Raw genomic sequence first — 18,147 nt, forward strand, 5'->3', positions numbered from 1 at the left:
CCCCCCCCCCGACAAGTCTATCTGACAGGTCCATTCTTGGAAAACCAGACGGGTTTCGAACCCGATGCAGCCGCCACGGCGGTCAGTGCGGCGCGATCGGCGCGTTGCACGCCCTGGAATGACACGCCGCCGTCGTGGCTCGTGTATTCATCTCCATCGAGACCAGCGGCGACAATGTCGCCGTTTTCGAGCTGCTCGATATCGGTGATCGAACCTTGCAGCGATGTCGCCGCGCGCTGCCAATGCTCGCCGTCATCCGTGCTCCGGTAGACCGTGCCGCGCAAACCCGCGACGATCGCCGTGCCGTCCCTGGTGACCGCGCCGGTCCAGAACGATCCCGTGTAGCCGGTGTTCAGGTAGTGCCACGATGCGCCGCCATCGGCGGAGCGCAGGACGCGCCCCTGTTCAGCCGCGATGAAGAGCGTGCCTCGCGCGTTAGCGAAGATGTGATACAGGTTCGTGTCGGCCTTCTTCGATTCCGGAGGAGGCGGAACCTTGATCTCGGTCCAGGTGTTGCCCCCGTCGATGGTGTGCAGCAGCAACGACCAGAGGCCCACGGCGAATCCTTCGCGCGCATTCCTGAAGTACACGGAGAAGAGCGGCCGGTCGCTCGCGACATCGGAGCGCTCGAGCGCCCAGGTTTCTCCGCCGTCGACCGTCTTCAGGATGGTGCCCCAGTGACCCACGGCCCAGCCGGTACGGTCGTCGACGAACGTGACCGACGTGAGCGTCGAGCGCGCGCGTACCGAGCGCGCCTGCCGAAACGTGGCGCCATCGTCGTCGGACAGCAGCACCACGCCGAAATCACCCACCGCGACGATGCGCTTGCCGGCCCGCGTGGCCGCGAGGATCTGCGTTCGCGTCGCGGTCATCAGTTGCTCGGCGGGCTGGACGCGCAGTTCAGGGCCGCCCTGGTCCGTGCCGGCGGTTGCTGCGGCCACTGTCGCGAGCGCCGGAAAAGCCGACGCAATACAGCACGCCGCGAACCTCTTGCCGAAAGGGAATCTCTTCACGTTCGCCTCCTGTCAATGACTGAATACGCTGGGCGGCCGAACCGGCTTGCGGCGCGGACACAGCCTGTCCAGCACGACAGCGAGTGCCGGTAACGCGGTCATCGCCATGACCAGATTGACGATGAACATGAAGGCGAGCAGCTTGCCCATGTCGGCCTGAAACTTGAGCGCGGAGAAGCTCCACGTCGCGACGCCGATGGCGAGCGTGATGGCCGTGAATATCGTCGCCATACCCACTTCGAGAATGGAATGTTCGAGCGCCCGGACGATCTCCTCGCCGGCGCCGAGATGAGCCTGCAGCCGGTTATAGATATAGAACGCGTAATCCACGCCGATACCGACCGCCAGCACCATCACGGGCAAGGTCGCCACGGTCAGGCCGATCTCGAACTTCTTCATGAACCAGTAGCCGATGAAGGTTCCCACCGTGAGCGGCAGACAGCACGCGATGACCGCGCGCAGGTCGCGATACGCGAAGAACACGAGCAGGACGATCGCCGCGTAGACATACAGCATCATGGGCAGCTCGCTTTTCTCGACTTCGTCGTCGATTGCCGCCAGCAAGCCGGCATTGCCGGCCGCGAGCCGCACCTTGATGCCGGGCGTCGGATGACTGTCGCGATACTTCACGACGGCCGCGATAACGGCGTTGATGGTGGTGGCCTTGTGGTCGCTGAGATACGCATGGATCGCCGTCATGCTGCAATCCTTGTTCAGATAGCCGCGCACGCGCCCGATCTCGGCGGAGAGCCCCGCGTAGTTCACCGGGTCGATCGGCACGACGCTCATGCGCGGATTGCCCTCGTTATAACCTTCGTTGTACTGACGGAGCATCGCCGGGTAGGACGCGACCGACACCACGCCCGGTACACGTCTGAGGGAATCGGCGAGCTGATCGTCGAAGGTCCCGACGGCGGGGTTGTCGCACGAGTCAGCCGGGGCCTCCACGGCGACGGACAACCAGTCGAGCCCGACGTCGAAGCCGCTCGCGATCGCTACCGCATCGCGGTTGAAGCGCGACTCGGGCCGCAGTTCCGGCGCGCCGGGCTGAAGCGTCCCGACGACGCGGTCGCGGCTTTCCCAGACCGCCGTCGCAAACAGGGCGCCGACCGCCACCAGCACGATCACCGCATTGCGCGGCTCCGCCACGCGCGCCAGGGTGCGCAGCCATCCGACGCGCTGCTCGCGCTTCTTCAACACCTTGGCGGCGTAATCGCGCGAAAAGGTGAAGTACGACGCGACGAGCGGCAGCATGACGAGATTGGTGACGATCTTGAAGCCCACACCGAGCGAGGCGGTGATCGCGAGTTCGCGAATCATCGGAATGGGTATGCGCAGCAGCGTGACGAACGAGACCAGCGCGGTGAGGAGGGCAAGCGTGCCGGGAACGAACAGGCCCGAAAAGCTGAGCCTGGCCGCCTCCATCGACGACTTGCCGTGACCGAGCTCGCGCGTCATGTAGTTGATCTGCTGCACGCCGTGCGATACGCCGATCGCGAAGACGAGAAAGGGAACCAGCACGCCGAGCGGATCCAGTCCGTAGCCCAGCAGGCGCAGCGCGCCGAACTGCCAGACGAGCGAGGTGAGCGAACACATGACAGGAAGAATCGTGAAGCGCGCCGAATGGCAATACCAGTAGACCGCGAGCGCGGTCAGAAGGAGCGCCACTCCGCAGAACACCAGCACCGAACTCGCGCCGTCGGCGATATCGCCGATCTGCTTGGCAAAGCCGATGATCTGTATTTCATAGTCGCCGTCCTCGTAGGGCTGGCGCAGCAGCTTTTCGAGCATGTGGTTGTACGCCACATAGTCGATCTTCTTGCCATCCGCGCCCGTTTCATTGATCTCCGCGGTGATCATCGCGGCGGTCTGGTCGCGTGAGACGAGAGACCCTATAAAGCCGCCATCCGACGTTGAGCGCCGGATGTTCGCGACATCGTCAGGAGTCAGCGTATCGTCGGTGAGGGTGCCGGAGATGATCGGCTGACTGCGGAAGCCTTCCTCGGTGATTTCATTGACGAACGAGTTGGGCGTCCAGAGCGACTGGACGCCCAGACGATCGACGTTGGGCAGCAGGATCACCGCCTGCGTGACCTTGTAAAGGCGCGTCAGCGCAGCCTTGGTCCAGATCGTTCCGTGACGCGCCTTGACCACCACGGTCAGACGGTTCGCGCCGAAGAGTTCGTTGCGATATTGCTGGAAGGTCTTGACGTATTCGTGCCCCACGGGAATCTGCTTTTCGAACCCCGCGTCCATCCGAAGTTGGACCGCGAACCATCCCATGGTTGCCGTCAGCAGCGCAAGGGCCAGCAACACGACGAAGCGATGGCGAAAAAGCTGGTTCTCCAGGTGACCGATCAACCTGTTTAGCATGAGACGTCCTCATTTATTTGGACTGGGCGGTGCATCCGGGCGCGGAGTCCGGATGCCCACGAAACGCCTAGAAATTGCGAGTCGCGAAAAGGCCGACGAAATTGCGATCGGCATACGGCTGCGAAAGCGAGTTGCCGCCGAAGAATGCCGTGAAGTTGATGCCGCCTTGCCACGTCGTCGGGTTATGGTTGAAGAGCACATAGACGTTGACCGATTTCGCGCCCTGCATGTAGTTCGCTTGCAGCGTCGGCGTGTAGCCCGTGAGCGCGTCATAGAACGTGATGCCCGGCGTGACCTGCCAGCCGGGGACCAGCGTGCCGTCATAGGTCCAGTTGAAATCGACCGTCAAGCCGACGGAATTCGACGTGCCTTTACCCGCGGCGATCGGATAGCCAAGACCGGAATTGTTGTTCAGCCACGGTAGATATCCCGCGTCCGCCAACTGATAGACGGTCTTCCCGTTCACCGTGCGAAAGTATTGGGAGTCGGAGCTGAGGCCGGGGTACTTGATCCAGGTCAGTTCGGCCGTGAAGAGCGCCATATCCGCTTTCATGAGATTCAGAATCGGATAGGTGGACCGCGTGAGACTCAACTGGGCGTTGATGTCGAACTGCAGTTTCTTGGCGTCCATGTACGCCTTGCAGTCGACACCGCCGAAGTTGGTGTTCGCGTCGGCCGGGCCGCCCGCCGCATAGCAGCCCGAGAAAGTGACGGCATCACGCGGGCGGTAGGACAGCTCCGTTCCGATCGACCAGTCGCCCAGCGAGAAATTACTGCTAACACCAAAGAGCTGCCGGTTCGTCTGGTTGTCCCACCGTGTACCGCCGTTGGCGAGATACGTCAGCACCGGCGACTTGTCGGTATAGTTTATGTAGTAGAAGGCGAAGCTCGCGTCGATGGCCGGCGGCTTGTAACCCAGCTTCACGCCGAACTGCGGTTTGTTGCCCGGAAGATAGACGTTCGAAGGCGAACCCAGCGAGTTGAAAGGCGGCCCCGCGTACATACCGTTGACGAGATTCTGGTTGACACCGTTTAGGAATGCAGAATTCTTGGCCCCGGCGCCCGCGATGGTCGCGGCGTCGTATCCGCTGACGTTGAAGTTCTTCGTGTTGAGCGAGAATGGCTGAGCGCCGCGCCCAAAAACGTCGGTGACCGACCAGTACGAGCCGACCGGAGGAAAGCGGTTGCCGTTCCAGAACGCCTGATAGTAGGCCTCGGTCGAGAACCCGGCGGGCAGGCCCGTGGCGAAACTGATCATCGGCGCGGGGAGAATGGCCTGCTTCAGTTGCGTGCCCGGAACGAGGAGCTTCTGAATGTCGAGCGAGTTCGTCGCGTTGATGCCGCCCGGCGCGAAGTAGCTCTCGCCCCAGTTGATGACCTGATTGCCGACTCGAATGTGTGCGGTCTGGTCGGCGATCGTGAAGTCCTTCTGGACCCACAGGTCGAGCAGTTGCGCGTCACGCACGACCTGGTTCTGCGCCGCCTGGCTCAACTCGGTGCGCTGGGTGTTGGCGGCCATGAAGTCGTACATTGCCGTGCCGCGGATCATGGCCTTCCAGCCATCGGCGGGCATCGTGAGGAGCAGTTCGCTCGTCACGCTGAACGAGGTGGTAAATGGCCTGCCCTTTTTATAGTTGAGATCGCCGTCATCGCCGTTGGCCCATTGCGCGGTGTTCGCGCCCGCGCCGCAACCGTTCGCGGTCGGGTCGCCCGTCAATGAGCAACTGGGGTTCTTGGTGCGAATCCCCATGCCGGCCGTCAGGTTCGTTACCCATGAAGCGTGCATATCCTTGATGCCGGTATCGAACTCGTATGCTTGGGCCGCGTCGGACGCGCAAGCGCCGCATACGACGGAGAGCAATGCCTTTGTTGCAAGCCGTGCCATGTCTGCCTCCTGGGCTGATGTCGTGAGCGGCGATACGCGTGACGCAGCACGGCACGACGCTCCGTGGCGTCGTACCGTGCGTTTCTGTCGCCGGGTTGTGGGAAGTTCGGGCTGCTTATCGACTGCTGATCGCGCTCAGGTTTTCGCCGGTGTAGTAGCTGCTGGTGAATCGCGGATCTGTCGCGCCGGGAGAGTAGAACTTGAGGTCCTTGCCGGTGCCGATGACGGTCATATCGAAGATATAGCGGCCGCTGATCAGGTCGGTGTAGCTGGCGCCGGCAAGCGAGCAGGCGCCGATTTCCCATTCGGGAGCGATGTAGTTTTCCTTGACCTTCCAGATCTTCCCTTGGGCGTCGAAATCATCGCCGATGGCGACGAGCCAGCTATCCTCGTCGACATAGAGTGTCTTGGTCGGCGTCGTATGGCGGAAGCCGGCCTTGACGGTGCCCTGGATTTCCCAGACTCGATGCAATTCATAGCGTCTCAACGCGGGATTCACGAGATCCGGTTGTGTCGCATCGCTCAGCTTGCTGTTGAATCGTTGCATCGCAAGCTCGTTGTACGGGATGTAGATTTCCTTCTTGCCGACGAGCTTCCAGTCGAAACGATCCGGATTGCCCGTAAAGACGTAATTCATATCATAGGGGTACTGATTGTCATACCCGATGGCAGGCGCGTCGTAGGCGTAGGCGGGCAGACGGCGGACGCGCCGCTGGCCGGTGAAATAGTAGAAAGAGTCGGTATCTTTCTTGTAGTAGTAGCGCTGCACGATGCCTTGTCCTGCAAGCGCCGCCGGTTCCGAATAGCCGTAGAAAATGCCCGTGTGCAGGCCTTGCTCGTCCTCCGGCGTGTGCTGCCCCTTCTTCGCCCACGGGTAGTACGTCTGCTGGTTCCAGCGGACGATGATGGGCGCCGCGCCGGGGCGTGGCGACACATAGGTGTACCCGTCCGGCCACTCCACGCCGACGCCCTGATACCGCATCATCCAGTTCCACATCACTTGTATGCCGGTTGTCGGGACCGGAAACGGCACGCCCGGCAGGGTGGCGTTCTCGAGCGACCATCCGTCCTTCGCAATGGAGGACTTCAGTATTCCGTCTTTCGTGTTCTGCGCGACGAAATCGGGCACGCTGCATTCACGATGAGTCGGATACACCGGCATCGTGTAGCCCTTGACTTGCTTGATCAGGGCGATCTGCCCCGCCGAGAGGTTGTTCGCGTACTTGTCGACATTCGAGGCGTCGATGATGAACGTGGCCTTCTCATCCTTGTACTTCCAGAAGTCTTCGCGGACCTTGCCGTATGACCAGTCTCCCGTCGGCTTGCTCGGGCCGGTGAAGGCAGGAATGGCGTTGTCCTTGCTGGCGCTCTTTTCCGCGCCGACCGGAGTCAGGTCATTGCCTAGCCGGTCAGCATCGGCCTGCGTCGCCGGGTACGACGCATTGGAGAGCGTGCCCAGGACTGCGAGGGCGATGACAGCTTGACTGAAATTCACGGTGTTGACTCCTCGTGTAACAGGACTTGGAATTGCGTCTGACCAAAGCAAAATCCGACACAATCGATGCGGGCGATCGTAGTGCGTGGTTTCGTCGAGAACGAGTTACCGGGCAATGCGGACTTTTCCAGTTATCGAATCGAGCATTGAATAAAAATTCGGATAACGAAATATATCTGTCGAAATGAAACAGTCCATTACGGCTGCTTCGTCATGTATCAAGCGTCGAGACTGACGATTCTTCCGCGGGAAGCGATCATCCGATCCCGGACCGAGCGGCTGTCATGAATTTCTTTTCGAGTGGGCTGTCATGGAAAGCGACGGTAACCATGCATATTTCCGGCGTCAACAAATTTATAGGTCACCTCGAAGATATATTGTAGGTATAGCAGCCTATAAAGCAAGAACTTCGGGTCGTAGGAGAGCATCAAAAAGCGTGGGACATACCCTTAGTAATAGGATGAATAGGTATGTATACCGATAAGGAAGCATGATCTAGATACTTGGTTCGCTCGCCTCGGTCACCGTGGGCCGTGCTTATCCGCGATCAACGCCAAGCCTTTGGAGGGTCTGTGCGGGCCGAGTCATCGGCGCGCTGGCCACGCGTCCTCATGTAAGTCTTCAGCGGCTTCGGCGGGTCAGGCCACCGTCAACTGAAATCCAGGCTGGCGTTCTTTGTAAGGGATACTGTACCTCTCATACTTCGTCTCAACTAGCTAATTTATGGCGACATTGGAACTTGGTCCTGTCGCATAAGCAAGAGCGAAGTATTCATATTGATGCTATGCACAGCGTTAATATGAAGTCCCTGACTCGCCCATTGGATTGGTTTTACGTCCATTCGATGTGTGTCTGAGCCTTCTTTCTCTCAGCAGACGCTTGCGATGGCGGCGCGGTGATCTGGATGCTGCGCGCACGTACGCTGTGGCCTCATCAAAGCGGAAGAGACCGTGCCGAACGCAGCGCGCACGCCAGAGCTCCCGGCCACGCGGTTCGCTAACTCGTATGGCTGTTCGCGAAGTTGCCTATCGCTGCAACCGCTGACGATTACGCCGCACTTCTCATCGCTGGTCTCCGCGACGACAGCCCTCGCATTGCGACCGGCGCGAGGCATAGCACAACAACAAGGAATCCAGCTTGTGCCAGATAGAACGGAACTGACCACTGATCGTGCATTGCCACGTAGTAGGTATTGTGCAGCACGTCGCTTACGATGATGAGCACCGTTAGCCACACACCGGCTCGTGGTTTGAGAAATAAAAGCATTGCGCCCAACGGATCGAGGAACGCCAGAGTATCCCAATAGACCTTACTGGCCGGCGAGATTGCGGCTCCATAGCCGTAGTCCCAAAGCAACCCGTGCTGGAAGATCGCCGCGAGATGATTAAATGTTGCCCCGAGTAAGCACAGCGCGAAGAATGTTCGGATTGCGATCGATGCTCGATGCATTATGGATGCCCACGAAGACGTATCTCGCGGCAGCTTACCAGACGCCCGTTCAGGAAAAGCGCACCGTACGGATCGGCAACATACGTTTCATAACTGCGCGCTGACCCGATGGAAGGCTGATCCGAAGACGGGCGCGACGTGGAGTGGGCGCGGTCGTGAGCCATTATGGATCAAGGGCGAGAAGCGCGAGAGGTTCGAGATCGTGGGCTAATGTTTCTTTTGACGCGGCAGTCACCACCCGGGCGGGGCGGTGTGTGTGACGTGTGCTACCCGTCTTTCACGCGCTCTTCTTTCCGACCGCCGCCAGTTGCCGCAGACGCCGCGTCAACGCTTTCGATGCTACCGGCTGTCCACTGGCATGACCCGTGCGGCTCGCCATTTCGCTATCGCGCAGAAAGAGCGCGGTTTCACGCGCGACGATCTCGCGCTCGTTATCGGATGTGATCATGTGGTACGAGTCGTCGAGCCAGATTGTGCGCAGGACGGCCGAGCCGATCGAGCCTGCGACGATGCGCGCGTTGTGCGGACTCGACGTCTCGTCGTCGATTGCGTGGACGATCAGGCAGTCGTTGCGGATTGACCGCGTGCGCGCGCGCACGTGCGCTGCGAGCCGGTTCGCCTGATGAAGCGCCGGCAACGAGATCGTGGACGGACCGACTTCGCTGAGATCGTCCCGTTGCATCGCGCGGGCGATCTTGGCGCGCAACGCTTCGTTGCGCAGGCCATATGGCGTCGATTCGCGATAGCGGTAGCGAAAGCGCATCGGCGAGTAATAGGCCAGGTTCAGCAGGAAGCGATACCAGGGGATCGCCCAGCCGTCATAGGCGAGCGTGAGTGACAGCAGTGCGACGGCCTGTGCTTGCGGCCGCCGATGCACGAGCGCAAGGGCAAGTGCCGCGCCGATCGACAGTCCGCAGATCGACACGCGTTCGTAGCGTGCGGCGAGGGCGTCGTATTCGCGCGTCGCGGCGTCGAGCCAATGTTCCATCGCCTGTTCGCGCGTGCCCGCGCTGTAACCGTCGAGCACGGGCGCGCATGTCGTGAAGCCTTCTTTGTTAAGGAAGCGGGCGAGGTAGCGCATTTCGAGCGGCGAGCTGGAAAGCCCGTGCAGCATCAGCACGGCATGGCCGTCGCCCTCGTTGAAAATGGTGCGCTCGACGTTGTTGTTCACGGCATGCCCTCCGTCAGTCGCCGATGCGTAGCACGAGGAAATCGCCCGCGTGCGTGACGAATCGTTCGCAGATGCAGTCGACGAGCTGCGCCGCAACGGATGCATTCGCCGAGCGCAGGCGCACGCGATGGCTTCCCGGCACGAGCGCATTCGAGAAACGGCGGATGTCGTCCGGATCAACATCGTCGAAGCGCGGGCCGGGTGCAATCCCGATGGGTTGACGCGGCGCCACGCCAGCGCCTGCGGACGGGCGCTCGATCGCCTGTATCAGCACGAACCGCTCGTGATGCTGCGACAGATGACGCAGCAGCCGATGCGTCTCGTCGACGGCGCGGCGCGCGAGCGCGCGCTCGTTGTCGAGCCGCAGCAGCATCTCGTAGCGCGACTGCGCGACGGACGCGATCAGCTCGGCTCGAAACTGGGCGCGCCGCAACCGTTCAAGCAGCGTGATGACGACGAGCGCCACCAGCGGATACGAGACCGCGAACATCACATCCGACCGATCGATGATTCCCAGCGCCTCGTAGGGTGGCACGAACAGAAAATCGGCGATGCACAGTCCCGCCAGCAGCACTGTCAGCGCGGGCGCGAGGCCAAAGTAATACTCGATGAGAACGGCTGCGATGCTGAAGGCCGTGCCCGGCATCACCGGACCGAGCAGCGGATGCAATAGCAGCCGTACTGCGCTCGCGATACCTAGCGCGACGAGCGCGATAATCCATCTCCGTGCCCCGCGAGGCGCCCAGCGACGGGCATTTTGGACTTGCATGTGTCTGACTGTGGGCCGTCGTTCCGAGGAGCTTTGCCGAGCAGCCAACTTGGGGACAGATGCGCAGCAAAGGCGCGAATCGTATCAGCCGTGTTCTTCGTCAAACATCGTCTTTTGCTGAATTTGAATGCTGCTCGTCGGCGCGTACGGTCGCCATTCGACGGCTCGCGTAACCACCGTCGAATCGTCAGCCGGAGCGCCTCGGATCTTCAGCTTTGCGACGCAGCGCCAGTCTCTCCAGCCCCGGCCTCGCCCGGAGCCTTGGGATGCGCGTAGGGGTGCTGGTACCGCACACCCGCGAACGGCAGCTCCGCGGCGCGCGCGTTCATCTCGTTGAGCATCGCGATGAACGTGTCCTCTGCCGCGTAGTCGAAGGGGTCCCCGATCTGCTGTTCAGCTGCGCTCTCGAGAGGATGTTCGAGGTAGTGCTCGACGGTGCGCTCGATGCCTTCCTCGAAGCCGACGAGGTCGGTGTAGCCGAGCTCGCTGCGGATCTTGCCGCTGTCGATCAGCAGATGGTGGGTCGTGGGCGGGAGGCCGGTCCTGGTGAAGTTGAGATCCCGGTTGGCGCCCCAGAAGTAGGCCGGTCGGCCCATTTCGGGCGTGAAGTTCGCGAGTTCGACTTCCACGCCCATCACCTTCGCGATGGTGCGCACCAGGGTCGCGTCGGATGGCGTGTAGGCGTCCGCAACGTTATAGACCTGTCCCGACGATGCTTCAGGTCGATCGACGCAGAGCAGGATCGCGTTCGCAGCGTTCTCGACGTACGCCTTGGTCTCCAGGGTCAGGCCGCCATTGATGACGGGGACGTGGGTGCGCCCATCACGCAGGCGTCGGATGATGCTCCACTCGCGGGGTGCGAGCTGGCGAGGCCCGAACAGGCAGGGATAGCGAAGGTGAGTGATGTTGTAGCGTCCGGCCGCGTGGGCGTCCATGAGGATCTGCTCGGTCTGCACGATCTTCTCGCTGAGCTTGTGCCCCGTCTTGCGTGGGCCGTCCTCGGCGGAGGGGCGCGCCAGGTTGTCGCCGTAGGCCGCGCCGCCGATGGTGATCAGCCGTTCGCTCACACCCGCGAGCGCATCGACGAAGAGGCGCAGGCGCCCGTAGGTCGCCACGACGAGGTCGTAGCGACGGCCCTTGAGCGCCTCGGTCAGGCCTTCGAGAAAGTTCGGATCGGTGTGGATGTGCGGCACGTCGGCGGGCAGGTCGATCTCGTGCCACCCCGTGTGCAGGATGGTGGTCTCGTAGCCGCGCTGCCGCAGCCCCTCGACGATGAACGGACCTGTGGGGCCGGTGCCCCCGATGACGAGTGCCTTCATGATGCTGTCTCCGTGTGGTTCTGCTGCTGTGTCGATGCTTCTCGGGCGATGCCGGCGCGCGTTAGCGATGCAATCTCCGTGTCGTCGAACCCGGCTTCGCGCAAGATCTCGGCGGTGTGCTCACCGAGCGCGGGCGCGTAGCCGCGAGGGCCGGTGGCAGCTTCCGCGAAACGGATCGGGTTGTTGGGCACGCGGTACTCGCCGTGGATCGGGTGATTGAGCGTGGTGAGGGATTCGTTGGCGATGGCTTGTGGATCTTCGATCGCGTCTTCGAGCGCGTGGATCGGGCCGCAGGGCACGCCGGCGGCTTCGAGCTCCGCGAGCCAGTAATCGGCGGGCTGCGTCGCGAAGATCGCTTCGAGTCGACCGCACAGCTCCGAGCGATGGGTGACGCGGCCGGTGTTCGTGGCGAAGCGCGGATCATGGAAGTCGCCGTAGCGATCGAGCAGCGGCAGCATCTTCTGCCAGAACTTGTCGTTCATGCAGGCGAGGATGAAGTGCCGCTGGTCGGAGCCGAGGAACGGCTGATAGGGCACGAGCTGCGGGTGCCCGCCGCCCTGACGGCGAAACGGCACGCGAGTCTTGTCGTACACCGTCAGGTAGTTCGCGAAGCTGGCGATCAGGCCGTCGAGCAGGTTGACCGTGACCTTGTCGCCATGACCGGTCTGCTCGCGCAGGCGCAGCGCGGCGCAGACGCCGAAGCCGAGCAGGTAGGAGGCGGCGAAGTCGGCGATCGGCACGCCGACCTTCACGGGGCCTCCGCCGATCTCGCCGGTGACGCCCATGATTCCGCTCATCGCTTGCGCGAGGATGTCCATGCCGGGCAGGTGCGCACGCGGTCCGGTCTCACCGAATGCGGTGATGGAGCAGTAGATGAGGCGGCCGTTGATCTTGCGCAGGGACTCGTAGTCGATGCCCATGCGCCGCACGGCGTCGGGCCTGAATGCGACGACGAACACGTCGGCTTCCTTGACGAGCCGGGTGAGCACCTCGAAGCCGCGTTCGCTCTTGAGGTTCAGCGCGATGGAGCGCTTGCTGCGATTCACGCCGTAGAAGTAGGCGCTTTCGCCCTCGCCGAATGCGTCGTCGACGTAGCGGAAACTGTCTCCTTCGAGCGGCTCGACCTTGATGACATCGGCGCCGAGATCGCCCAGCAGCGAGGTGCAGTATGGGCCGGCGCCCACCTGCGTGAGATCGACTACGCGAACGCCGCTTAGAGGCAGTGCGCCGCGTTCGGCGCCTCCGATAGTGAAGGGGATGTTGGGCATATCGGGCTCCTCGTCGTGTGTGATCAATGCGCTTGGTGTGCGCTGGTGCGCAGTCGGGGTCAGAATCGACGCGCCTCGCGCAGCGCGTCGCGGTGCTCAGGGGCGGCAATCTCGATCAGGCGCTCCGCACGTTCTGCGGCGGTGGTGCCCTGCAGATCGGCGACACCGTATTCGGTGATCACCATGTCGATGTCGCTTTGCAACGAGGTGACGGGTCCGCTGAGCGCGGAGACGATCTGGGTGGCGCCTTTGGGGCTGCGAGCCGGCAGTGCAACGATTGCGAGGCCTGATGGCGCGATGCGGGTCGCGCGGAAGGTGTCGACCTGGCTGCCGAGCGCGCCGATGTACTGGCCGCCGACGACTTCGGCGTTCACCTGCCCGAGCAGGTCGACTTCGAGGGCGGAGTTCACCGCGATGTAGGGATCGCAGGACGCGAGGGCCTCCGATGCGGTCAGATCGGTGATGGGCATGAAACGGATCCGGTCGTGCCGCGCGACGAAATCGTAGAGTTCAGGACTGCCAAGTGCCATGCCCGCGACGCAGGCGTCCTCACCGCTTGCCAGTGCCCCCCAAGCATCGAGGTCGAGCAGCCAGTCTCCGACGAGGCCGGATCGCACGCGCAGCTCGCGATGCTCGCGGAGTGCGCGCCCGATCGCTGTCGCAAGTGCGCCGATGCCGAGCTGTATCGAGGCGCCGTCGGGCACGACGGATGCGACGTTGCGCGCGATCGCGTGATCGGTGTCCGAGAGTGCGCGGGCGGGGGTGCCCTCCAGCGGTCGATCTGTCGTAAACGAAGCGGTGATCTGTGAGTGGTGCAGTCGCCACTTCGTGCGCGTAGAGGGCATGTTCTCGTTGATCTCGGCGATGACGATGGGACCGCGACGGTCGGATCCTGCCGTTGCGGCTGCCGGAACCGCTTGCGCGGCCTTCGCGACGTAATCGACCGAGGTGCCGAAGCTGTGGTACCCGTCCGGATCGGGCGGGGGCAGCTGTAGCAGGATCACGTCGGGCTGAAACGCGCCAGTGGTGACAAGACGCTCGAAGTGGCTGTAGTGGTTGGGAAGGATGTCGATCTCGCCCGAGCGCGCCAGGCCACGCAGCGGGCCGTGCGCAGAGTAGGTGGCCACTCGCGGCTTGCCGCGCGTCACGCGCTTCCAGTCGTCCGAGAGCGCGTACCCGCATACCACGGTGAGATTCGCGATCTGCTGCGATGCGTCGATGAGCTGCGCGACGAGTTCGTGCGGCTCGGCAGCGGCCTGACCGACCAGCACGGTGTCATGCGGTCGCAGGTAATCGGCCAGTGAGAATCCGGAAGAGGCGTGCGTCGGGGCGGTCATGGATGCGTGCGTCGGAGCGATGATGCATGCATGTTACCCATGCGTGTTGCCGCGCGCGCCGGGAGAAATACCTGAATCGCTCCCCGTTGCTCATTCGGGTATTCGCTGCCGCTTGACGACCCACGAGGCCACACTTGCGCGGGATCGGAAGCCGAGCTTGGCGAGGATCCGCTCCACATGCCCCTCGGCGGTACGCTGGGCGATCACGAGCCGCTCAGCGATCTGCCGGTTGCTGAGCCCCTCGGCGATGAGGGCTGCGACTTCGGCCTCGCGTCGGGTGAGTCCCTCGGCAACGAGTGCTTTGGCGGCGTCGGCCGGCCGGCGCGCGGGCGCTTCGGTCGGGGCGAGGGCGGGTGCGTCGCCGACGGCATAGCGAGCCGCCTCGGCCACCGAGAACGCGGCGCCGTGGTTGAATGCGGCGCGGTAGCGCGCCTCGCCGAGTGCCTTCCGGATCTGCTCGTCGACGATGTCGGTGCCGAGACTGCGCACGACGGCCTGCGGAAACGGAGCCGCGGCTCTGCGCCACGCGGCGTGGGCGGCTCCCTTCAGGGTCGCCGCGTGCTCGGCCTGTCCGAGTGCGGCGGCGGTCAGCGCCAGTCCTTCGCAGCACATCGCGATGCCCTCTATGAAGCCTCGGGCTTCGTAGAGCGGCAGCGCTTCCCGCAGGCGGGCCGAGGCGAACTGATGATCGCCGGCGCGCCAGAGGCAGAAGCCGTCGATCCACAGCCCGCTCGCGATGCGATAGGGGGATCCATGCTCTTGCGCGAGGGCAAGAGACGCCCGGGCGAACTCGGCGGCTCGGTCGTCGTGCATGCCGAGTGCGGTGACCGCTGCGCGGTAAAGCGCGTCGCACGCGCCCGCGAGATTGCCCGAGGCGGTGCAGAGGGCAACCGCTGCTTCAGAGAGGCGCAACGTACGCGCGCGATCTCCGCCGTGGAAGCTTGCGCGCGCGATGCCGCACGCGGCGTCGGCCGCAACACCGGGCAGATTCAGGGCGTCGGCGAGGTCGGCGGCCTCTCGCGCGCGCTGCTCGGCTTCGTCGCCGTTGCCCATGAGCGACGCCGCATAGCTACACGCCACGAGCGCGCGTGCGCGGGTCTCGTTCGGGGTGCGGTCGTGCTCGAGCGCAGAGGCGAGCCAGCGATACTCCTCGACGACGTAGCTGGCGCCGACCCGGTACAACTGGAGGGGCGCGACGATCGCCATCACCGAGGCGTGATCGCGCAATTCGGCGCAGTACTCGGCGGCCGCTCGCAGGTTCGCGTGCTCGTCTCGCACGCGCCGCGCCCACTCCATCTCGCGGGGGCTGAAGTACGCTGTCTGGCCATGCCCGGCCAGCGCGCAGAAATAGTCGCGGTGATGCCGCCTGAACTGCGCCTCCTCGCCCGCTTTGCGCAGCCGCTCGATCCCGAATTCGCGAAGCAGGCCGAGCATCTTCAGCCGTGACGGTCCGCCGCCCGAGCCTCCCTCACGGGTCAGGACGGACTTGTCGACCAGCCCGGTGAGCAGGTCGAAGATCTGCTCGCGCAGGATCGGCCCGCCGCTGCAGACGTCTTCGACCGCATCGACGGTGAAGCCATCGGCGAACACCGAGAGACGAGCCCACAGCACCTGCTCGGGCGCGGAGCACAGCTCATAGCTCCAGGCCACCGTCGACTCGAGGGTGCGGTGACGCTCGGGCGTCGTTCGCAGCGTGCTTGCGAGCGCCCGGAGGGAGCCGTCGAGTCGCTCGAGGATCATGTCGAGCGAGAAGGCACGCAGCCGCGCTGCCGCGAGCTCGATCGCGAGGGGAATCCCCTCCAGGCGGTGGCAGATCCGGTACAGCAGATCCCGGTTGGAGTGGTCGACGACGAACCCGGGCAGCGCCGCCGCCGCGCGGTCCGCGAACAGCGAGACCGCGTCGGGGATCGCCGGGGATGCTGCTCCCGCGAGAGCAGCACCGTCGCGGTTCGCGGCCGCTTCGTCGGCCGGCGGTGCTGCGAGCGGGGGTATCGGAAGCACGCGTTCGCCGGTCACGCCCAGCACTTGCCGACTCGTCGCGAGCACGCGAAGCCCGGGGGCGGCAGCAAGCAGATCGTGGAGCAGTACGGCGACCGGCTCGATCAGATGCTCGCAGTTGTCGACGACGAGCAGCAGGCGCTGTCCGCGCAGGTGCCCGGCGAGATCGCCGGCGGTCTCGATCGGAGTGTGAAAGAGGCCGAGCCTCGCACCGATCACCGATGGGAGCAGGTCGCCGTCGATGATATCCGTGAGGTCGACGAACCATACGCCCTCGCGAAAGGCCTTCTGGTGCTCGGCGGCGATCTGTTTGGCAAGGCGAGTCTTGCCGACCCCGCCAGAGCCGATCAGGGTCAGCAGGCGAGTCGAGACCAGCAGGGCGCGCGCCTCCTCAAGCTCGGCTGTACGACCGATGAAGCTCGATACCTCGGCCGGCAGATTGCCCTGGTCAGGCGAAGGCATGCCCGCTCCGGCGCCGGTGGCACTGCAAGTGTCGGTGCGGATGCCGCATCTGTTGCTTCCTTTGGCCAGTGGCCGAACTGCGAGTCGTCATTTATCCAGCACCATAAAATACTTTATATTACGAGACGCTCGTAGCCGAGATCCAGCCACGCACGGTTTTCTCCCATGGGGAGTGACGAAAGGAGTATTGAATGACAGCACCCGCGCTCGAAGCCTGGCAACCGGAATTGCGCGAGGTGATCGCGACCACACGATCGTTCACCCTGCGCTCGGAGATCGTCGGCGGCGCCTTTGCGGTCTGGGTGACGGTACCGCCGGGATATGGCGCGGGAGATGCTGCACTGCCCGTCCTCTACGTCGCGGACGGCAACACGCAACTTGCGATCACCGCCCCCACTGGCTCGCTGATGATGATGCACGAGACCAGCCCGATCCGGCCGTTCATTCAGGTGACAATCGGATACCTGGGCGATGACGCGCGAAACTTCCTGAAGGTGCGCAATCGTGACCTCGTGCCGCCGGGCGAGCCGTTCCCTCATCAGATGGCGGCTCATCTGCGCCCGCGCGTCGAACGGGGAACACTCAGCGAGGAGCAGTACGCCGCGATCCTCGCTGATCTCAGCCACTCCGCCGGCGATCGGTTCCTCGCCTTCATCGAGCGCGAACTGCACCCTCGGATCGCCGAGCGCTGGCGGGTGGATGCCGATGACGTTGGCCTGTTCGGCTACTCTTACGGCGGCCTCTTCGCCATGTACGTGTTCGCGACGGCCAGCCCGCTGTTCACGGTGATCGGAGCGAGCAGCCCCGGCATACTGTCGGCGCAGAGTGAAGTGTTCCGGCGCTACGATCGCCGCATCGCCGAGGGCGACAGCACGTTGCCGCCCCGGCTGCACCTGACGATCAACGACAGCGAGACGAGCAGCGAGTTCGCCCTCTACCGAGACCTTTCGCACAACTACCTGGCGCTCGTCGACCGTATCCGCCGAACCCCGCTGCCGGGGCTGCGCGCGACGGCCGAGGTGATCCGGGGCGAGACGCACGGCACCGGCATCGTCGACGCCTACCGCAGTTTCGTGCGTTCCTGCTACACGGTGCGGGGGCATGATCCGCGCACCGAGCTTGCCTGGCCTGTGGAACCTCATCCGAACTGAGCGATGTTGAAAGAGGAATCGTGGGCGGGGAGCGGGTCCGGTCTGTTCTCTCGCGGGTTGGGGCGGGGTTAGCCGAGAGGAATACTTCGCCGTCTGATCTGCTCCCACCGCTCTCGGCGTCAGAAGCACAACTTTTGCGTAGTACAGTTCGCGTTGCACCTGTACGATCCGGGCAATTGATTGCGTTCCGTTTGAACCGATGCATGCGGCACGTTCGGTCGCGGATCGTCCAACGATGCCCGCACCATTTCACCAAAACACTTTTTATAGGCGACCTCAGTTGAGTACGTCCGAGTCATTGCGTCCGCGCGATCGGCTCGTCTCGTGCTCGGCTTTCGTGCTGGACTGACGGTTCGCCTCTAGTGCCTTAAATTGAACAAAGAACGGCTCGCGATACCTGCCGTTCCATCCTACTAATAAATTTCTAATTCACCGCGAGCACTATCCAGAATAAGCG

13 protein-coding genes and 1 pseudogene are annotated in these 18,147 nt (G+C 63.4%); 2 read left to right on the forward strand and 12 right to left on the reverse strand.

The window, feature by feature from the left end; genetic code table 11:
* Positions 1-17: 17 nt before the first annotated feature.
* The 5 genes from PQR08_RS30340 to PQR08_RS30360 all read right to left on the reverse strand — a co-directional run bounded on the left by PQR08_RS30340 (position 18) and on the right by PQR08_RS30360 (position 8,215).
* Positions 18-1,013, reverse strand: a complete 996-nt coding sequence (locus PQR08_RS30340; RefSeq protein ID WP_250486552.1) for a WD40/YVTN/BNR-like repeat-containing protein — start codon at positions 1,011-1,013, stop codon at positions 18-20.
* Positions 1,014-1,025: 12 nt separating this feature from the next.
* A complete protein-coding gene (locus PQR08_RS30345) occupies positions 1,026-3,386 on the reverse strand; it encodes an efflux RND transporter permease subunit (RefSeq protein WP_250486553.1) in 2,361 nt (786 codons plus the stop codon).
* A gap of 67 nt (positions 3,387-3,453) precedes the next feature.
* Positions 3,454-5,271, reverse strand: coding sequence for a DUF1302 domain-containing protein (locus tag PQR08_RS30350; RefSeq protein WP_250487940.1), 1,818 nt, complete (start codon positions 5,269-5,271; stop codon positions 3,454-3,456).
* Positions 5,272-5,386: 115 nt separating this feature from the next.
* On the reverse strand, positions 5,387-6,766 hold the full coding sequence (locus PQR08_RS30355) for a DUF1329 domain-containing protein (RefSeq protein ID WP_238211883.1): 1,380 nt from the start codon (positions 6,764-6,766) through the stop codon (positions 5,387-5,389).
* 1,047 nt (positions 6,767-7,813) lie between these two features.
* Positions 7,814-8,215 carry a hypothetical protein gene (locus PQR08_RS30360; RefSeq protein ID WP_250487178.1) on the reverse strand — a complete coding sequence of 134 codons (402 nt, stop codon included), beginning with the start codon at positions 8,213-8,215 and terminating at the stop codon, positions 7,814-7,816.
* A 118-nt stretch (positions 8,216-8,333) separates the two neighbouring features.
* Between PQR08_RS30360 and PQR08_RS30365 the strand changes: the two are divergent.
* Positions 8,334-8,426: pseudogene (locus tag PQR08_RS30365) on the forward strand (H-NS family nucleoid-associated regulatory protein); the annotation flags it as partial.
* A 66-nt stretch (positions 8,427-8,492) separates the two neighbouring features.
* Here PQR08_RS30365 and PQR08_RS30370 read toward each other — a convergent pair.
* The 6 genes from PQR08_RS30370 to PQR08_RS30395 form a co-directional block, all read right to left on the reverse strand.
* Positions 8,493-9,329: an alpha/beta hydrolase gene (locus tag PQR08_RS30370; protein WP_284509214.1), complete on the reverse strand. Its 837-nt coding sequence runs from the start codon at positions 9,327-9,329 to the stop codon at positions 8,493-8,495.
* Between the two features lie 70 nt (positions 9,330-9,399).
* Positions 9,400-10,155, reverse strand: coding sequence for a DUF4118 domain-containing protein (locus tag PQR08_RS30375; RefSeq protein WP_250487180.1), 756 nt, complete (start codon positions 10,153-10,155; stop codon positions 9,400-9,402).
* A 209-nt stretch (positions 10,156-10,364) separates the two neighbouring features.
* Complete coding sequence (locus tag PQR08_RS30380; RefSeq protein WP_250487181.1) at positions 10,365-11,474, reverse strand: NAD-dependent epimerase/dehydratase family protein; 1,110 nt, start codon at positions 11,472-11,474, stop codon at positions 10,365-10,367.
* Complete coding sequence (locus PQR08_RS30385) at positions 11,471-12,742, reverse strand: CaiB/BaiF CoA transferase family protein (RefSeq protein WP_250487182.1); 1,272 nt, start codon at positions 12,740-12,742, stop codon at positions 11,471-11,473. Before PQR08_RS30385 ends, PQR08_RS30380 begins: the two co-directional genes overlap by 4 nt.
* A gap of 59 nt (positions 12,743-12,801) precedes the next feature.
* Complete coding sequence (locus PQR08_RS30390; protein ID WP_250487183.1) at positions 12,802-14,079, reverse strand: acetyl-CoA hydrolase/transferase family protein; 1,278 nt, start codon at positions 14,077-14,079, stop codon at positions 12,802-12,804.
* Positions 14,080-14,169: 90 nt separating this feature from the next.
* Positions 14,170-16,539 (reverse strand): ATP-binding protein, encoded by a 2,370-nt coding sequence (locus PQR08_RS30395; protein ID WP_250487184.1) that lies wholly within the window; start codon positions 16,537-16,539, stop codon positions 14,170-14,172.
* A gap of 191 nt (positions 16,540-16,730) precedes the next feature.
* On the opposite strand from PQR08_RS30395, the gene PQR08_RS30400 reads away from it, so the two are divergent.
* Positions 16,731-17,690 carry an alpha/beta hydrolase gene (locus tag PQR08_RS30400; RefSeq protein WP_250487185.1) on the forward strand — a complete coding sequence of 320 codons (960 nt, stop codon included), beginning with the start codon at positions 16,731-16,733 and terminating at the stop codon, positions 17,688-17,690.
* Between the two features lie 119 nt (positions 17,691-17,809).
* Here the strand turns inward: PQR08_RS30400 and PQR08_RS30405 are convergent, their stop codons facing one another.
* Positions 17,810-17,989, reverse strand: coding sequence for an antitoxin PaaA2 family protein (locus PQR08_RS30405; RefSeq protein ID WP_408163377.1), 180 nt, complete (start codon positions 17,987-17,989; stop codon positions 17,810-17,812).
* Between the last annotated feature and the right edge of the window lie 158 nt (positions 17,990-18,147).

Origin of the sequence: Caballeronia jiangsuensis (assembly GCF_046030135.1) — a bacterium.
Classification (GTDB): domain Bacteria; phylum Pseudomonadota; class Gammaproteobacteria; order Burkholderiales; family Burkholderiaceae; genus Caballeronia; species Caballeronia jiangsuensis.

Bases quoted from the DNA above. Each gene is read 5' to 3' on its own strand.
- PQR08_RS30345 (WP_250486553.1), bottom strand. From the start codon at position 3,386: ATGCTAAACAGGTTGATCGGTCACCTGGAGAACCAGCTTTTTCGCCAT.
- PQR08_RS30350 (WP_250487940.1), bottom strand. From the start codon at position 5,271: ATGGCACGGCTTGCAACAAAGGCATTGCTCTCCGTCGTATGCGGCGCT.
- PQR08_RS30360 (WP_250487178.1), bottom strand. From the start codon at position 8,215: ATGCATCGAGCATCGATCGCAATCCGAACATTCTTCGCGCTGTGCTTA.
- PQR08_RS30370 (WP_284509214.1), bottom strand. From the start codon at position 9,329: ATGCTGCACGGGCTTTCCAGCTCGCCGCTCGAAATGCGCTACCTCGCC.
- PQR08_RS30375 (WP_250487180.1), bottom strand. From the start codon at position 10,155: ATGCAAGTCCAAAATGCCCGTCGCTGGGCGCCTCGCGGGGCACGGAGA.
- PQR08_RS30380 (WP_250487181.1), bottom strand. From the start codon at position 11,474: ATGAAGGCACTCGTCATCGGGGGCACCGGCCCCACAGGTCCGTTCATC.
- PQR08_RS30385 (WP_250487182.1), bottom strand. From the start codon at position 12,742: ATGCCCAACATCCCCTTCACTATCGGAGGCGCCGAACGCGGCGCACTG.
- PQR08_RS30390 (WP_250487183.1), bottom strand. From the start codon at position 14,079: ATGACCGCCCCGACGCACGCCTCTTCCGGATTCTCACTGGCCGATTAC.
- PQR08_RS30395 (WP_250487184.1), bottom strand. From the start codon at position 16,539: ATGCCTTCGCCTGACCAGGGCAATCTGCCGGCCGAGGTATCGAGCTTC.
- PQR08_RS30400 (WP_250487185.1), top strand. From the start codon at position 16,731: ATGACAGCACCCGCGCTCGAAGCCTGGCAACCGGAATTGCGCGAGGTG.
- PQR08_RS30405 (WP_408163377.1), bottom strand. From the start codon at position 17,989: ATGACTCGGACGTACTCAACTGAGGTCGCCTATAAAAAGTGTTTTGGT.